This window comes from Rhodococcus jostii NBRC 16295, assembly GCF_001894825.1.
Lineage (GTDB): Bacteria > Actinomycetota > Actinomycetes > Mycobacteriales > Mycobacteriaceae > Rhodococcus_F > Rhodococcus_F jostii.
Genome location: NZ_BCWY01000017.1, coordinates 116,525 through 131,163, shown reverse-complemented (window position 1 = coordinate 131,163; position 14,639 = coordinate 116,525). Strand labels below are relative to the sequence as shown.

Sequence of the window (14,639 nt, the reverse complement as noted above, 5' to 3'; positions counted from 1 at the left end):
AGGCGCCGGCCGTGCCTGCGGCTGGGCGGCGGGCGCCGGCGTCCAGGTTCCGCAGTCGGTGGACGAGAACACCATGTCGGTCGGCTTGATGGTGACGATCACCTTGGGGGAATGGGTGTAGTCCATCGCGATGACATCCTCGTACTCACCGGTGGTGCCGGACAGACGCTCCCAGTAGCAGCCCATGATGTCGTCGACGGTTCCGCTGCCAACGTAGGTGCCCGGGGCGATGTCCACGCCCACGATGTAGTCGCCGTCGCCGAAGGAGGTTGCGGGGGCTGCATTCGCGATCCCGGATCCGGCACCGAGGACAGCGAGAGTGAGTGCAGTGGTAAGTGATACCTTGCGGAACATGTTGATGATCAGCCTTTGCTCAGTATTTGCGAACCTGTGGTCGGTTCGTTGAAACGGAAAGTATCAGGCCTCTCCGGCACGTGTGTTGGGGAGGTGGCTTCTGCGGCAATTTTCGTTTGGCCCAGTGTCATTCGGGTGACGTATTGACTTGGCGAAGAGTGAGATCAGGGGCGGGACACAGATCGCCCTTCAGGCCGCTCCATGTCCCGCCCCGCGCCAGGTGTCGGCAATGCGCGCCTACAGAGTGCTGATCCAGGCCAGGCGGTCGGTCGACAGCGAGAAGGTGTCCTCGAAGAGCACCACGTAGGTGCCGGGGCCGGAGCCTTGACGGGCGTCGAAGCACACGCTGCCGGTGGCCTGTCCGCCCGGCGCGATCTTCCCCGAGTTGAGCAATTCGCGCTCCGGGCCGAACGTCGCGTCACGGATCGCTCCACTCGTGTCCTGGAGGCTCCAATCGACGTACCCGTTGAAGTCGTTCTGCTTGTCGCCGACATTCTTGATGGTGACGTTCCCGCACAGGTAGTCGCCGATCACGCTGTTCACCGGTTCGAGCGGAGAGACCGTGTAGGCGAGGCCGTCCCGGGTAATCGTATCGCCGCCGGCCGCGGATGTGTCTTCGTCGAGCTTGCCCGGGAATGCGGGGCCGCGGTCGGTGGATGCGTCCGCTCCATCGGAACCTGCTGTGACGGTGGTGCCCTCGTCGCTGCCGGTGCTCGAGGCGATGGCGATCGAGCATGCACCGAAGAGCAGAATCGGGACACCGACGACGATCCACGGCCAGATGCGACGCTTCTTCTTCGGCGGCTGCGGTGCCGGGTAGGGCTGGTTCTGATAGGGCTGACCGGGGTTCGTCATCTCGGATCCTCCTGGAGTAGGTCGTGCGGGTGAGGTGTGAGCAGCTGTCCGGGGCTGCGATCCCGCTCAGCGAAGAGTTCACCCGAAGGTGCCCCGGCCGCGGATCGTCCGAAAGGTCGGATCGATTCATCCTTTCGGTCGGAAGTCCATCCGTGCCCCTACTTTCGGCCGATCGCAAACTTGTCGGGCCGTTGCGTAACCTCATGCCGTGCCCGCAACATCCGCTGAAACCATCCGTCGCCGCGTCTGGACAACCGGCGCGGTGACCCTGAGCGTCTTCTGCTCGCTGATGACCCTCGGGCTCTCCGGCGACTCTGGGACCGTCGCATGGTGGAACATCGCGCTCGGATTGGTGCTCAATCTGGGTGCCGCCGTGGCGTTGGTATGGAGGCACGAACGCCCGTGGTTGGTCCTCGGTATGGCCGTGGTGGGTCCACTGTTCTTCTCGACCGATGCCACTGCTGCGTTGATAGCGCTATATGCGCTCGCGCAGACCGAGCGGGGGCAGCAGCTGGCCGCGGCAGCAGCAGCGGTGTTTCTGGCGTGCGGAGTCTCGCTCACCTACGACGCGTTCCGCACCCGTGACAATTCGGTGCTGACGATGGGTGCGACGCGACCTGAGGTCGGCGGGCCGAAGCCGGACTGGGATATCGCACTGTGGATCCCCTGGCTCGTTGCCGCGACGCTTGTGGCGATCGTGGTCTCGGTCGCAGTGCTGAAACACACCCGCACGGAACTCGCTCAGGCCGAGCGGAGCCGCGACCGCGCGACCGAGCAGACACACGCGATGCGCGACGAGATGATCCGTTCCGAGGAACGCACCCGAATCGCGCGGGACATGCACGACTCTCTCGCGGCAAGCCTGAGCCGGATTTCACTGTTCGCCGGTGCCTTGCAGGTCAGCGGAGCCGGCAACCCTGAGAAGGTCGCGAACACCGCTTCGATGATTCGCAGCTCCGCGCATGAAGCGCTGGACGAGCTCAAGAACATCGTCGGTGTGCTGCGCGGGTCGGGCAGCACGGGCGGGGCGAGCGGTCATCAGGGGATCGACGGTGTGGCCGACCTTGTTCAGTCCGCTCGCGCCGCTGGTCTCCACGCCACCTATTACGCAGACTTGCTGCCCGGAGACGTCGGCACCGTGTCGGGGCACGTCACCTATCGCGTCGTGCAGGAATCGTTGACCAACGCCCAGAAGTACGCGAGTGATCAGATTATCCGCATCTCGATCAGCGGTGCCAGTGAGAATGGGATCCGCATCGACGTCCGCAACAGGCTCAGCATTCAACCTCCGAGCGTCCCGTCCGGCTCGCGCGCCGGCCTCCACGGACTTGCGGAGCAGGCCCGTGATATCGGCGGAACCCTCAAGGCGGGCAGGCTCGGTGACGAGTTCGTCGTCGACTGCTGGCTGCCCTGGTTCGCCTGACGTCCGTAGCCGACATCGTTGGCCGGCATGTCGGTCCCGGGTAATACCCTGTGGTCACCATGACCGGAGCCAATGCCATCACCGTCTTGATTGCCGACGACGATCCTTTCGTCCGGCGGGGGGTGTCCGACATCTTCGCCGCCACCACGGACATCGCCGTCGTTGCCGATGTCGACGACGGCGACCGTGTGCCAGCCGCAGTTAACGCGTATCGGCCACACGTGGTGTTGATGGACCTGAAGATGCGCCGGGTCGGCGGCCTCGACGCCACTCGTCATCTGATGACGATGCAACACCCACCCCGGGTTATCGCGATGACCGCGATGGACGTCGACGACCTCGTATTACAGGCCGTTTCCGCAGGTGCCCACAGCTTCCTCAGCAAGGACGAACCGCCGGCGACCTTTCACCAGTCCGTGCGCGCCGTCGCTGCCGGCAACACCCTGTTCAGTCAGGAGTCGCTGCGTCGCATCGTCGCCGCCAACCGGACGCCGGCCGCGTCCACTGATCCTGCAGTCCTCGGCGCGCTCAGTGTCAGGGAACGCGACGTCCTGAGATCCCTCGCATCCGGCGGATCGAACGCCGACATCGCCGGTGAACTCTTCCTCAGCGAAACGACCGTCAAAACCCACATTTCGGCGGTCTTCAACAAGCTGGGAACCCGCAATCGCGTCGAAGCGGCGCTGATTGCATTCCGTGCAGGTCTCGTCACGTGAGTGCCTCTACGAGCGAGATCCCCCACTCCGTCCGAAGACGAAGTGGGGGTGCGAGCAAATTCCCCTACCAAAGGTCATGCGCTCGCCGACGACTGTACAGAGTCGCTGAGAATCTCGAATATCAAGCGGGCAAATGTCATTCATGTGAATGACACCGGTCGGTGCAGATTCTCGACTCGAGACGAATCTGTCGGAACCTTCTGCTTTGCTTGACTCGTGGGGAGCGCCCGAGGCACGTCTCGTGCGCAGTTGCTCGAGCAAGGAAGGATTGATGGCGATGGTCGATTCCACCGAGTTGCCGGAGATTTCGTGGGGCGGGATGGCCGAGTGGTTGATGGGTTCGCTGGTCGATCAGCCGGTCGCGCTGATCGTCGCGATCGGGCCGAACAGCTATATCAGCGACGAAGACGAAGACGAAGTCGTCTGCGCGCAGATACAGGTACTGGCCGACGGTGTGTTGATGCTTCGTCGATCGCGTGTCGAGCTCGGGCACTTGCTTCTCGCTGATTATTCGGTCGACGACCTCGTACTCGATAGGTGGCATTTCAACGGGCACTTCGAGGACTGCACCGACGGCTATCTCTTCAGCCGCGACGTGAGCCTCATCGCGAACACCTGCGTCACCTGGTTCCGGGACAACTGGGGCACCCGGTCCACCAGCGAACTGGGATGCTCGTATCGGTTTCCCGACGAACTGCTACCGCCAGCCGACGCTACGGATGTATTCTGAACTCTTCGCTTCTCGCGGAGTCACAATCGGAGGCGGTATGCCTACCCACCACCCCTCGCGTACCTATCGCGGCTGCGCGCTCTGCTCTCCGCACAAGCGGCGCGGAATAGGTGTCGCCGCTCGCGAGACCATCCCGACTCTCCGCAAGCTCGGCAAGTCTCGCAGACTCAGCCGCCGCGACCTCGGTGACCACGGCGACGACCTGCGGGAACGCAAGGAGGCCTGACGGGGCGTCGTTCGATCGAGAAGTCCCGGGAATCCAGGGTGCCTGGACAGCCGGTTCCGGCACACTGGTCTCATGAGCACTCCGCCGCGTCGCCGGTGGGTGCTGCATGTCGACCTCGACCAGTTCATCGCCGCGGTCGAGGTGCTGCGCAACCCTGACCTGCGAGGACGGCCGGTCGTCGTGGGCGGTCGTGGTGACCCCACCGAGCGAGCGGTGGTGTCGACGGCGTCGTACGAGGCACGGGAGTTCGGTGTCGGTTCCGGAATGCCGATGCGGATCGCGGCGCGGAAAATCCCCGACGCCGTGTTCCTGCCCGTCGACGCCGAGGCCTACAACGAGGTGTCGGGCGTTGTGATGGACACCTTGCGGAAGCTGGACGTCGTCGTCGAGGTGATGGGCTGGGACGAGGCGTTTCTCGGTGTCGAGACCGACGACCCGGAGGGCTTCGCGCGAACCATCCACGACGCCGTCCTCGACGCGACCGGGTTGCACTGCTCAGTCGGCATCGGCGACAACAAATTACGGGCCAAGATCGCGACGGACTTCGGCAAACCGCAGGGCATCTACCGGCTGACGGAGGAGAACTGGTTCGCCATCATGGGGGAGCGCCCCACCGACGCGCTGTGGGGGATCGGCAAGAAGACGGCGAAGAAGCTTGCCGCGCTGGGCATCACCACCGTGCAGGAGTTGGCCGATGCCTCGGATCAGGAGTTGGCCGCGACTCTCGGCCCGAACATGGGTCCGTGGTACGCCAGGATCGGTCGCGGCATCGATCTCTCCCCGGTCTCGGCAGCACCCTGGGTGGCGCGGTCACATAGTCGGGAGACGACGTTCCAGCAGAACCTCGCCGGCCGGGAGGCCGTCACCGAGGAGATCCGACGCCTGGCCGCGCGCGTGAGGGAGGACATTCTCGCGGAGAACCGTCCGGCGGTGCGAGTGGCGTTGAAGGTGCGCTATGCGCCGTTCGATACGCACACGACGAGCAAGCCGCTGCCCGAGCCGACGTTCGATCCGGACGTGATCGGCGACGCGGCAGCAGCATTGGTCGATCGGCTCGACCACGAGCGGGAAGTGCGACTTCTCGGCGTGCGGCTGGAGATGACCCCTCCTACGTGAGTGGCAAAGTGTGCTCGGGCACGCTTTGCCGCTCACGTGTCAGCGGCGGGCGAAGACGGCGGGCTCGCTGTCCGGAACCTGGGCGACGAGGTCGCGGGCGACGAGGTGCCGCAGGTGGGCCGCCGCCTCGGACAGTGCCATGCCCTTGCCCATGGGGGAGATGTCTGCCCACGGCTTGTACCACTTCATGCGCTCGGCGACCTGCCACACGGTGATCTTGTCGTCGCCGAAAGCCTTGTACAGGTGGTCGAGTCGCTCTTCGTGGTGCTCGATCAGTTCACCGGCGCGGCCTGCGACGTCGTCGATGGGGATGCCGTGGGCGCCGAGTCCCCGGGTGATGTCCATGGTCTGTACGCGGCGCAGCGAGTCCATGAACTCCGCCAGGCCGTCGCGCTCCTCGAGCGGGTAGACGAAGTTGCCGACGTGCGGCGTCGTCTTCTGCAGGACGTGGTCGCCGGTGAACATCACGTCGGCGCCTTCCAGGTAGAAGCAGACGTGGCCGGGGGTGTGGCCCGGGGTGTAGACGGCGCGCAGGTTACGACCGGCAAGCGCGATGAGTTCGTCGTCGACGAGAACACGGTCGGGGGCCGACTCGGGACCAGTTGGAGGCTTCCCGCTCGTAGCCTTCTCGAATGCCTCGAGATCTGCCGGGGCGGCGCCGGCGCGCGTCATGTTGGCCTTCTGGAAGTCCAACCACTCGGGGCCGTGGCCGGTCGACATGTGCTCGAACATCTCGTGATCGGATTCGTGCATCGCGATCCACGCACCGGACGCCTCCCGGACGCGCCCGCACAGACCCGTGTGGTCGGGGTGGAAGTGGGTGAGGACGACGCCCTCCACATCCTTCACCGAGTGCCCGATCGCCTCGAGTCCGGAGGTGAGGCCGTTCCAGGCGTTGTCGTCGTCCCAGCCGGCGTCGACGAGGATCAGCCCGTTCGGGGATTCCATCGCGTACACGAGTGTGTGACCGAGGGGATTGTCCGTGATCGGGACCGGAATCTGGAAGATCCCGTCACCGATGGGCGCCGCGTCGTTCATATGCATACCTCGTTGCCTAGAGGAACAAATTAGTTCTACTTACCTTCATAGTGACCTCTCACTGCGAAATGCGATAACGCGGGTCCCGATTAGCGGAACTACGCACACCGTGACCAGGCGATTTAGGCGAAGTTGAAGGCCGGGGAGATCGGAACTGCCACTGGAAGCCGGCCGCTGTGGAATGCTGCCGTCGGACCAGCTTTCACAATGCTCGCATTGCGACAGGAGACTGCTTTGACCACAAACCTCGTTCGATCACGCCGCCGGTGGTACACGACCGGAATGTGTGGCCTCGCCGTTATCGGCGCCTCGGGGCTACTCGCCCCCAGCGTTGCCGCCGCCGCGCCGGCAGCATTGCCTGCCGGTTGTATGCAGGGTGCAGGCACCCAGGTGACCTGCACATTCACGTTCACCGGCAATGCGCAATCGTTCACGGTTCCCGAGGGCATCACCAGTCTGGCAGTGACGGCAACGGGCGGACGTGGTGGCAACAGCACCGGAAGCAATGGCGCAATTCTGGGCGGCCTCGCGGCAGTCGCAACCGGACAGCTCACCGTCGCCGCGGGTGACGCGCTCTACATTCAGGTGGGCGGCAACGGTGGTGACGGCGACGGCGAGGCCGGATACAACGGCGGCGGAGGCGGCGGCACCGGAGCGAGCGGCGGAGGCGGCGCGTCCGACGTTCGGACGGGGACGGGTGAGCTGGCGGATCGCAAGATAGTCGCCTCGGGCGGAGGCGGTGCGGGCGACACCTACATCGGTGGGGCAGGCAACAACCTGATGGGGGCTGTCGGTCAAGCCGGTGGCGGGGGAGGCGGTGGCGGTGGCGCCACGGACACGGTTGGTGGTCCCGGGGGCAACGGTGGCAGCGACCCGCACGGTTCGCCGGGCGAAGCCGGCGTCGGAGGTGCCGGTGCAGTCACGGGCGGCGGTGGTGGCGGCGGCTGGTTCGGCGGGGGAGGCGGCACCGAGAACCTCGGTGGCGGCGGAGGCGGCGGAGGATCGTCCTACGCTCCCGGTGGAACCTTCAGCGTCGCTGGGGCGGACGCTGTTTCGTCGGTGGTCATCACCTACGGGGCGGGGTCGGGAACGGGTTCGCTCGGAAACCTGTTCGGCAGCAGCTGAACTCCTGCCCGCAAAGCGACCAACGACAACGGCAGCAGCCCGGACTCTCGTCCGGGCTGCTGCCGATCGTGTCGTCAGACTGAGACAACCGCCGCGGTAGAGGCGGTGGCGGATTCGTAGATCGCTTCGATGCGACGCCGAGTCTCGTCGGGGTCGGACTTCATTGCGAGGACGAGTTCGGAAATGACGAGCTGCATGGCGTGCTCGAGTTGCCGCTTTTCACCGGCCGACAGCGGCTTGGCCTGCGAACGCGTCATCAGATCGCGGATGACCTCGCTGACAGTGAAGATTCCGCCGACGGTCAGCTTTTCCTGGTTGGCTTTGAATCGCCTGGACCAGTTGGTCGGGTCGTCGACCGTCGGTCCGCGCAAGATGTCGAAGACCTGCTCGACTTCGTCGTTGCCGATTGCGTTCCGCACGCCGATGGCTTCAGCTTTCGCTACGGGGATCTCGATGGACAGCCCGTTCTGAGCGACTTCGAACTGTACGTAAGCGGTGGGTAGATCGTTGAACATCCGGGTCGTGAGCTTGGTGACTGTCACAGATCCATGGTGCGGGTACAGGAAAATATCACCGATATTGAGATTCATTGATTACCTACCCTTCGCCTACATTATGACACACGCTGCCATGTTGACAACGAATGACCAGATGGGAACGATCGACCGAGGGGTGCTCCTACCGATTGTGAAGGCCGTAGATGACCAGACTCGAAGTGTTCCCCGTGTCGCCTGACCTGCCCGCCGGTCCTGTGGGGTTGCGGGAGCGCCGACGCGAGCAGACGAACGTGGAGATCAGCGAGACCGCGCTGACCCTGTTCGAGCGCAAGGGTGTCGAGTCCACCACCGTCGGTGAGATCGCGCAGGAGGCGGGAGTATCTCAGCGAACCTTCTTCCGATACTTCGCTACGAAGGAAGAGGCCGCGCTCCGGGATCACTGGGCGTTCGAGGCGGGCTTGGCTGCGGGTCTCGACCAGCTCGACTCGGACGTCTCACCGCGACTCTCGCTGGAGACCTGCTTCGCTGATGCTCTGACGGCGTACTCGGACAGTTCGTCGCTACCCTGTCGGCGGTTGTTGCGGGTGAACCGGCTCGTCAAGAAGGAGCCGGCGCTGCGTGCCGTGCTGGCGCGCGGGAGTGTCCCGAGGACCGCGGCTCTGGTCGAAGTGGTGTCGACGAGGTTCGCGGATTCGGCAGTCGAGTGCTCCGACTTGCAGATTCGACTGGCAGTCGATGTGTCGGTCGCCGTGCTCCAGGCGGCGTTGGAAACGTGGGTGGATCGATCATCCACCGAGGAGAATGCGAATCTGCCTGAAATCTATTCCCTGGCAAGGGGACTCGCGCGCGCGTGACCGGATACGGTCGCAGGAGTCGGCTCAGCCGGCCAGGAAGCTGAAGCGGACTCGCCGCACGGGGTTGTCGATGTTGGTGTCCACCAAGCACACGGACTGCCACGTACCCGTCACGAGCGACCCGTCGACGACGGGCACCGACGCGTAGGGCGGGAGGAACGCCGGCAGAACGTGGTCGCGGCCGTGCCCGTGGCTGCCGTGGCGGTGCGTCCACCGGTTGTCGCGCGGAAGTACTTCGTCGATCGCGCGCAGAAGGTCGTCGTCGCTCCCGGCCCCGGTCTCGATAACCACCAATCCTGCGGTGGCGTGCGGCACCCACACGTGTAGCAGCCCGTCGCCGGCATTCGCGGCGGCGAGAAACTTCTCGATATCACGGGTCAGGTCGTGCACCACCGGCTCGGCGCCGGTGCGCACCTCGATCTCGGCACTGAACATAGCCATGACGGTAGCGCGATGTCGCGGTCGTGTGGTCTGGGTAGCCTGCTTCCATGTCTGAGCCGCCTCCCTTCAGTCCCACGGTCACGTTGCTCACGGTGGGCCGAGTGTGGGAGGCCGCGTTCACCGAGGCGCTGAAGCCGCTCGGGTTGACCACCCGCAAGTACGGGTTGCTCGGACACGTCCGTGGAAGGCCGGGCATCTCGTTCAGTGAGCTCGCCCGGCGCTCGCGCATCACTGTGCAGAGCGCCCACACCGCGGTCGCGGTGTTCGTCGAGGCCGGGTTCGTCGACGACGCGACGGCGCACGCGGGGGCGGCATCCACGCTGCGGATCACGGCGGAGGGCGAGGCGCTGCTGGCTCGGGCCGCCGAGGTGGTGGGGCGCCTCGACGCGGAGTTCGCCGCCCAGCACCCCGAGCTGACCGAGGCGCTGCGGGCGCACATGCTGCGGGTGATGTCGGCCACCGACTGACCTTTCCGGCCAACCTTCAGTTAGACTGAAGGTTATGGAATCGCTGTTGCTCTCCGCCCACGTCGTGGCGGGCATCCTCTTCGTGGGGCCCGTGGCGGTGGCCACGAGCCTGTTTCCCCGGTACGCGCCGATGACCGTCGCGGCAGGCGGTCCGCAACGGGTCGAGCGGAGCATCGACACCGCCCGCGTGCTGCACCGCATCACCCGCGTCTACGGCCTTCTGGCGATCGCGGTCCCGGTCGTCGGCCTCGTCCTCGCCTCTGTCCAAGGCCGCACGACCGAGGTCTGGGTCGTGGTCGCGATGGTGCTCACCGCGGTCGCCGGGGGACTGCTCGCCCTGCAGATCGCCCCGCTCCAAGGGGAGGCGCTCACTGCACCCGACGACGGTGCCCGGCTCCGGCGCCTCGGCATGGTGACCGGCCTGTTCAACGTGCTGTGGGTGGTCGTTGTCGTGCTCATGATCGTGCGGCCCGGATCGAGCTACGCATGAACGGGTTGCTGCGCACGATGGCCGCGCTCTCGGCACTCGAGACCGTCAGCGTCTTCGCGCTGTTGATCAACCTCGCCACCGTGCACGACGGCACGCTCGCCGGTGTCCTCGGTCCGGTCCACGGTGCGCTCTACCTGGCCGTTGCCGTCACGGCGCTGCTCGGTCGCGGTCTGACGACGCGGACCCGCGTCGGTGCGCTCGTGCCCGTGCTCAGCGGCCCCCTCACGATGGTCAACCTGCGACAGGAGGCGCGCAGCGCATGAGTCTCCGACACTATCTACGACGACCACCGGCGGTCACCGCCGCCGACGCGGTCCGCCTCGTCGAAGGCGGTGCGCTCGTCGTGGATGTCCGCCGCCAGTTCGAGTGGAACCGGGTACACATCCCGGGTGCCGTGCACGCACCACTCGAAGTGTTGCTCGAACGCTGCCTGGAGTTCCCCGACGACCGCCTGCTCATCACCTTCTGTACCGGTGGTATCCGGTCGGCCGGCGCTGCGAATCTGCTGGTGGAGAACGGCTTCGACGCGGTCAACATGAGTGGCGGCCTCATCCACTGGCGTGCTGCCGGCGGATCGGTCACCGACCGGTGAACTCTCCTCACCGTGCTATTGCCGCCCGACGTCCGCAGCTGATCACCCTCGGTGAGGACTACGGTAAGGCAGCTTGTGCGCGCAGGACCACGTCGTGGGTGTGATGCGCACCCGCGCCGCCACTGATCGAACGCTCCCGCACCTCGTTCACTTCGATGTGCCAGCTGTGATCCAGTAGCGCCGCCACATCACCGGGTGTGACCCAGTCATCGGGATCGAAGCCGTGCTCGCGCGCCACACTGGCATCGCGCATGTCGTGGTGCACAACCAGCAACGTGCCGCCCGGTGCGACCGCGGAGATCAGCGCACGTTCGGCGGCGCGGTCGGCGGTGCTGCGCAAGGCGGGGTACTGGGCTGAGACCAGGTCGAAACCACCGGCGGGCACATCGGCATCGAGCAGTCCGCTCAACACCCAGGTGATGTCCACGTCTTCCCCGTCGGCGTGGACCCCGGCCCGGTCGAGGGCGACCCGAGAAACGTCCAGCGCGGTCACGGTCCATCCCTGGTGGGCGAGCCAGAGCGCGTCGGCGCCTTCACCGCACCCGACGTCCAGGGCGCGTCCCGGCCGTGCGCCGGTCATCTCGTCGACAAGTGCGCCGTTGGGTTCTCCGCTCCACACCCGATCCCGCTCGCTGTAGCGCGCATCCCACTCGTCTGCCTCGCTGGTTGCTGCCTTGACCTCGGTGACCTCGCCCGCATCTTTCATGCGAACACAGTGCACTAGCATCGACGTTTTCGGCGAGTGTTCTTGCCGTATCGGCAAGAATGCCGGACCCGAAGCGCTCGGATGTACCGGTGTTCTCAGAGTGCGCAGTCTCGGCAGATCAACTGCAAGCCATCGGCGAGGCGGCTGCGGTGATGGACGAGGAAGCAACTGGTGCAGGTGAATTCGTCCGATTGTTTCGGGATGACGCGGACGGTGAATTCTTCACCGGACAGGTCTGCGCCGGGCAGCTCGAAGGACTCGGCGGTGTCGCTGTCCTCGACGTCCACGACGGGGGACTGGGATTCTTTCCTGCTGGCCGTCAGCTGTTCGAGCGACGTATCCGCCGTATCGTCGGAATCGGTGACTCTGGGTGCGTCGTAATCGGTGGCCATGACTGTTCTACCTCGGGCTCTGCGTGTTCGGACCCGCCAGGGTAGAGCGTCCGGTGCCGCGACACATTCCCGGGGTCGTCGCGAGGGGCTGGTGCGGGGATCCCGAGCCACGCACACCTCGGTGAACGCGACCGATGCACACGTGACCGCGGAGTGTTCGCATGGTGAACCAAAAAGGTCGCAGTGAATCAGAATAGGGCGCTTGAATATGCTCTGATGATGTCGCACCTAACCTGGACTCGACGCGAGATCGATAGCCTCACGAGGAGCCTATCGACCTCGGAACGAACTGACGCGGGAGAACAACCATGAGCGCCGATAAGCATCCAACCATCATCTACACGTTGACCGACGAGGCGCCGTTGCTCGCGACCTACGCCTTCCTGCCGATCGTGCGGACTTTCGCCGGTGCCGCGGGCATCGAGGTCGAGTCCAGCGACATCTCGGTGCCGGCGCGGATCCTGGCCGAGTTCCCCGACCGCCTCACCGAAGAGCAGCGCGTCCCGGACAACTTGGCCGAGCTGGGTCGTCTGACGCAACTGCCCGAGACCAACATCATCAAGCTGCCCAACATCAGCGCGTCTGTGCCGCAGCTCCTGGCCGCCATCAAGGAACTGCAGGGCAAGGGCTATCAGATTCCGGACTTTCCGGAAGCCCCCAAGACCGACGAGGAACGCGATATCCGGCAGCGCTACGGCAGGATCCTCGGCAGTGCGGTCAACCCGGTCCTGCGTGAGGGCAACTCCGACCGCCGCGCACCCCGGGCGGTGAAGGAGTACGTCCGCAAGCACCCGCACAGCATGGGTGAGTGGTCGATGGCCTCGCGCAGCCACGTCGCGCACATGCGGCACGGCGACTTCTACCACGGCGAGAAGTCGATGACGCTTGACCGGGAGCGCACGGTCCGGATGGAGTTGGTGACCGACGGCGGCGAGACGATCGTCCTCAAGGAGGGGCTGACCCTGGGCGAGGGCGACATCATGGACAGCATGTTCATGAGCAAGAAGGCCTTGCTCGAGTTCTACGAGGAGCAGATGGAGGATGCGCGCAAGACGGGCGTGATGTTCTCCCTCCACGTCAAGGCGACGATGATGAAGGTCTCGCACCCCATCGTCTTCGGCCACGCGGTGAAGACCTTCTACAAGGACGCCTTCGCCAAGCATCAGCAGCTGTTCGACGAGCTGGGCGTCAACGTCAACAACGGACTCGTCGACCTCTACGACAAGATCGAGACGCTGCCCAGTACGCAGCGCGAGGAGATCATTCAGGACCTGCACGACTGCCATGAGCACCGTCCCGAGTTGGCCATGGTCGACTCCGCCCGCGGCATCTCGAACTTCCATTCGCCCAGCGACGTCATCGTGGACGCCTCGATGCCCGCGATGATCCGCTCGAGCGGCATGATGTACGGCGCCGACGGGCGACTCAAGGACGCCAAGGCGGTGATGCCGGAGTCCACTTTCGCGCGCATCTACCAGGAGATCATCAACTTCTGTAAGACCAACGGTGCGTTCGACCCGACGACCATGGGCACCGTCCCCAACGTCGGGCTCATGGCGCAGAAGGCCGAAGAATACGGCTCGCACGACAAGACCTTCGAGATTCCGGAGGACGGCGACGCCAACTTCGTGGATGTCGAGACCGGTGAGGTGCTGCTCACCCAGCACGTCGAGGCCGGCGACATCTGGCGCATGTGCACCGTCAAGGACGCGCCGATCCGCGACTGGGTCAAGCTCGCGGTCACCCGGGCCCGCAACTCCGGCATGCCGGTCCTGTTCTGGCTCGACCCGTACCGCCCGCACGAGAACGAGCTGATCAAGAAGGTCGAGCTGTACCTGCAGGATCATGACACCGAGGGTCTCGACATCCAGATCATGTCGCAGGTGCGCTCGATGCGGTACACGCTGGAGCGGCTGATCCGCGGCATGGACACCATCGCCGCGACCGGCAACATCCTGCGCGACTACCTCACCGACCTGTTCCCGATCCTGGAACTCGGCACCAGCGCCAAGATGCTGTCGATCGTGCCGCTGATGGCCGGCGGCGGCATGTACGAAACGGGCGCCGGCGGGTCGGCGCCCAAGCACGTCAAGCAGTTGGTGGAGGAGAACCACCTGCGCTGGGATTCGCTCGGCGAGTTCCTGGCGTTGGCCGTCAGCCTCGAGGACCTCGGCATCAAGACCGGCAACGACCACGCCAAGATCCTGGCCACGACGCTCGACGCGGCGACCGGCAAGCTGCTGGACGAGAACAAGAACCCGTCGCGCAAGACCGGCGAGCTCGACAACCGGGGCAGCCAGTTCTACCTCGCGTTGTACTGGGCGCAGGAACTTGCCGCGCAGACCGAGGACAAGGAACTGGCGGAACGCTTCGCCGCGCTTGCCGAGGCGTTGACCGCAAACGAGGACACCATCGTGCGGGAGCTCATCGAGGTGCAGGGCTCGCCGGTGGACATTGGTGGCTACTACCAGCCGGACAGCGAGAAGGCCGACGCCGTGATGCGGCCGAGCAAGACCCTGAACACCACGCTGGCGGCCGCGAAACGCTGAGTCCGAGCCACTAACCCCCGGGCCGGGCCCGGGGGCGGTGATTCATCAAGATTTTTCCCGGACAACGC

The 14,639-nt window shown here is 65.2% G+C and carries 19 protein-coding genes; 12 read left to right on the top strand and 7 right to left on the bottom strand.

The features are described 5' to 3' along the window. Both RJ1_RS14120 and RJ1_RS14115 read right to left on the bottom strand, forming a co-directional pair. On the bottom strand, positions 1-354 hold a 354-nt coding region (locus tag RJ1_RS14120), incomplete at its 3' end, for an Rv1352/Rv1906c domain-containing protein (protein ID WP_255284882.1). Positions 355-591: 237 nt separating this feature from the next. Beyond that, on the bottom strand, positions 592-1,209 hold the full coding sequence (locus tag RJ1_RS14115; protein WP_073360786.1) for a DUF4352 domain-containing protein: 618 nt from the start codon (positions 1,207-1,209) through the stop codon (positions 592-594). 262 nt (positions 1,210-1,471) lie between these two features. On the opposite strand from RJ1_RS14115, the gene RJ1_RS14110 reads away from it, so the two are divergent. The 5 genes from RJ1_RS14110 to RJ1_RS14090 all read left to right on the top strand — a co-directional run bounded on the left by RJ1_RS14110 (position 1,472) and on the right by RJ1_RS14090 (position 5,420). After that, positions 1,472-2,632: a sensor histidine kinase gene (locus RJ1_RS14110; protein ID WP_240320002.1), complete on the top strand. Its 1,161-nt coding sequence runs from the start codon at positions 1,472-1,474 to the stop codon at positions 2,630-2,632. 59 nt (positions 2,633-2,691) lie between these two features. Continuing rightward, on the top strand, positions 2,692-3,348 hold the full coding sequence (locus RJ1_RS14105; RefSeq protein WP_073360820.1) for a response regulator: 657 nt from the start codon (positions 2,692-2,694) through the stop codon (positions 3,346-3,348). 277 nt (positions 3,349-3,625) lie between these two features. Next, the gene (locus RJ1_RS14100; protein ID WP_073360818.1) at positions 3,626-4,078 is read left to right on the top strand and encodes a hypothetical protein; all 453 of its coding nucleotides are present in this window, start codon (positions 3,626-3,628) and stop codon (positions 4,076-4,078) included. Between the two features lie 37 nt (positions 4,079-4,115). After that, positions 4,116-4,304 carry a hypothetical protein gene (locus RJ1_RS14095; RefSeq protein WP_073360782.1) on the top strand — a complete coding sequence of 63 codons (189 nt, stop codon included), beginning with the start codon at positions 4,116-4,118 and terminating at the stop codon, positions 4,302-4,304. Positions 4,305-4,376: 72 nt separating this feature from the next. Then, a complete protein-coding gene (locus RJ1_RS14090; protein WP_073360781.1) occupies positions 4,377-5,420 on the top strand; it encodes a DNA polymerase IV in 1,044 nt (347 codons plus the stop codon). Between the two features lie 39 nt (positions 5,421-5,459). Here RJ1_RS14090 and RJ1_RS14085 read toward each other — a convergent pair whose 3' ends face one another. Beyond that, positions 5,460-6,458: an MBL fold metallo-hydrolase gene (locus RJ1_RS14085; RefSeq protein WP_073360779.1), complete on the bottom strand. Its 999-nt coding sequence runs from the start codon at positions 6,456-6,458 to the stop codon at positions 5,460-5,462. A gap of 234 nt (positions 6,459-6,692) precedes the next feature. Between RJ1_RS14085 and RJ1_RS14080 the strand changes: the two genes are divergently transcribed. Beyond that, the gene (locus tag RJ1_RS14080; protein ID WP_073360817.1) at positions 6,693-7,583 is read left to right on the top strand and encodes a glycine-rich protein; all 891 of its coding nucleotides are present in this window, start codon (positions 6,693-6,695) and stop codon (positions 7,581-7,583) included. Between the two features lie 74 nt (positions 7,584-7,657). Here the strand turns inward: RJ1_RS14080 and RJ1_RS14075 are convergent, their stop codons facing one another. Next, positions 7,658-8,173 carry a CarD family transcriptional regulator gene (locus RJ1_RS14075; RefSeq protein WP_073360778.1) on the bottom strand — a complete coding sequence of 172 codons (516 nt, stop codon included), beginning with the start codon at positions 8,171-8,173 and terminating at the stop codon, positions 7,658-7,660. Positions 8,174-8,283: 110 nt separating this feature from the next. On the opposite strand from RJ1_RS14075, the gene RJ1_RS14070 reads away from it, so the two are divergent. Further along, positions 8,284-8,934: a TetR family transcriptional regulator gene (locus RJ1_RS14070; RefSeq protein ID WP_073360776.1), complete on the top strand. Its 651-nt coding sequence runs from the start codon at positions 8,284-8,286 to the stop codon at positions 8,932-8,934. A gap of 24 nt (positions 8,935-8,958) precedes the next feature. Here the strand turns inward: RJ1_RS14070 and RJ1_RS14065 are convergent, their stop codons facing one another. Continuing rightward, positions 8,959-9,369, bottom strand: a complete 411-nt coding sequence (locus tag RJ1_RS14065; protein WP_073360775.1) for a secondary thiamine-phosphate synthase enzyme YjbQ — start codon at positions 9,367-9,369, stop codon at positions 8,959-8,961. 53 nt (positions 9,370-9,422) lie between these two features. On the opposite strand from RJ1_RS14065, the gene RJ1_RS14060 reads away from it, so the two are divergent. From RJ1_RS14060 to RJ1_RS14045, 4 genes are read left to right on the top strand one after another with little or no spacing between them, the layout of a single operon-like run. Beyond that, positions 9,423-9,842 (top strand): MarR family winged helix-turn-helix transcriptional regulator, encoded by a 420-nt coding sequence (locus RJ1_RS14060; RefSeq protein ID WP_073360773.1) that lies wholly within the window; start codon positions 9,423-9,425, stop codon positions 9,840-9,842. A 34-nt stretch (positions 9,843-9,876) separates the two neighbouring features. Further along, a complete protein-coding gene (locus RJ1_RS14055) occupies positions 9,877-10,332 on the top strand; it encodes a hypothetical protein (RefSeq protein ID WP_073360772.1) in 456 nt (151 codons plus the stop codon). Beyond that, entirely contained in the window at positions 10,329-10,595 is a 267-nt protein-coding gene (locus RJ1_RS14050) for a hypothetical protein (RefSeq protein WP_073360770.1), read from the top strand. Before RJ1_RS14055 ends, RJ1_RS14050 begins: the two co-directional genes overlap by 4 nt. After that, positions 10,592-10,924, top strand: coding sequence for a rhodanese-like domain-containing protein (locus tag RJ1_RS14045; RefSeq protein WP_073360769.1), 333 nt, complete (start codon positions 10,592-10,594; stop codon positions 10,922-10,924). The genes RJ1_RS14050 and RJ1_RS14045 overlap by 4 nt, the downstream gene beginning before the upstream one ends. A gap of 58 nt (positions 10,925-10,982) precedes the next feature. On the opposite strand, the gene RJ1_RS14040 is transcribed toward RJ1_RS14045, so the two are convergent. Further along, positions 10,983-11,630, bottom strand: a complete 648-nt coding sequence (locus RJ1_RS14040) for a class I SAM-dependent methyltransferase (RefSeq protein WP_143048889.1) — start codon at positions 11,628-11,630, stop codon at positions 10,983-10,985. Between the two features lie 95 nt (positions 11,631-11,725). Beyond that, positions 11,726-12,022, bottom strand: coding sequence for a DUF4193 domain-containing protein (locus RJ1_RS14035; protein WP_073360767.1), 297 nt, complete (start codon positions 12,020-12,022; stop codon positions 11,726-11,728). A gap of 308 nt (positions 12,023-12,330) precedes the next feature. Here RJ1_RS14035 and RJ1_RS14030 point away from each other — a divergent pair, with 308 nt between their 5' ends. Further along, on the top strand, positions 12,331-14,571 hold the full coding sequence (locus tag RJ1_RS14030; protein ID WP_073360765.1) for an NADP-dependent isocitrate dehydrogenase: 2,241 nt from the start codon (positions 12,331-12,333) through the stop codon (positions 14,569-14,571). The last annotated feature ends 68 nt before the right edge of the window (positions 14,572-14,639 follow it).

Bases quoted from the DNA above. Each gene is read 5' to 3' on its own strand.
- RJ1_RS14105 (WP_073360820.1), top strand. From the start codon at position 2,692: ATGACCGGAGCCAATGCCATCACCGTCTTGATTGCCGACGACGATCCT.
- RJ1_RS14035 (WP_073360767.1), bottom strand. From the start codon at position 12,022: ATGGCCACCGATTACGACGCACCCAGAGTCACCGATTCCGACGATACG.
- RJ1_RS14100 (WP_073360818.1), top strand. From the start codon at position 3,626: ATGGTCGATTCCACCGAGTTGCCGGAGATTTCGTGGGGCGGGATGGCC.
- RJ1_RS14085 (WP_073360779.1), bottom strand. From the start codon at position 6,458: ATGAACGACGCGGCGCCCATCGGTGACGGGATCTTCCAGATTCCGGTC.
- RJ1_RS14050 (WP_073360770.1), top strand. From the start codon at position 10,329: ATGAACGGGTTGCTGCGCACGATGGCCGCGCTCTCGGCACTCGAGACC.
- RJ1_RS14095 (WP_073360782.1), top strand. From the start codon at position 4,116: ATGCCTACCCACCACCCCTCGCGTACCTATCGCGGCTGCGCGCTCTGC.
- RJ1_RS14040 (WP_143048889.1), bottom strand. From the start codon at position 11,630: ATGAAAGATGCGGGCGAGGTCACCGAGGTCAAGGCAGCAACCAGCGAG.
- RJ1_RS14065 (WP_073360775.1), bottom strand. From the start codon at position 9,369: ATGTTCAGTGCCGAGATCGAGGTGCGCACCGGCGCCGAGCCGGTGGTG.
- RJ1_RS14070 (WP_073360776.1), top strand. From the start codon at position 8,284: ATGACCAGACTCGAAGTGTTCCCCGTGTCGCCTGACCTGCCCGCCGGT.
- RJ1_RS14060 (WP_073360773.1), top strand. From the start codon at position 9,423: ATGTCTGAGCCGCCTCCCTTCAGTCCCACGGTCACGTTGCTCACGGTG.
- RJ1_RS14075 (WP_073360778.1), bottom strand. From the start codon at position 8,173: ATGAATCTCAATATCGGTGATATTTTCCTGTACCCGCACCATGGATCT.
- RJ1_RS14030 (WP_073360765.1), top strand. From the start codon at position 12,331: ATGAGCGCCGATAAGCATCCAACCATCATCTACACGTTGACCGACGAG.
- RJ1_RS14090 (WP_073360781.1), top strand. From the start codon at position 4,377: ATGAGCACTCCGCCGCGTCGCCGGTGGGTGCTGCATGTCGACCTCGAC.
- RJ1_RS14045 (WP_073360769.1), top strand. From the start codon at position 10,592: ATGAGTCTCCGACACTATCTACGACGACCACCGGCGGTCACCGCCGCC.
- RJ1_RS14055 (WP_073360772.1), top strand. From the start codon at position 9,877: ATGGAATCGCTGTTGCTCTCCGCCCACGTCGTGGCGGGCATCCTCTTC.
- RJ1_RS14115 (WP_073360786.1), bottom strand. From the start codon at position 1,209: ATGACGAACCCCGGTCAGCCCTATCAGAACCAGCCCTACCCGGCACCG.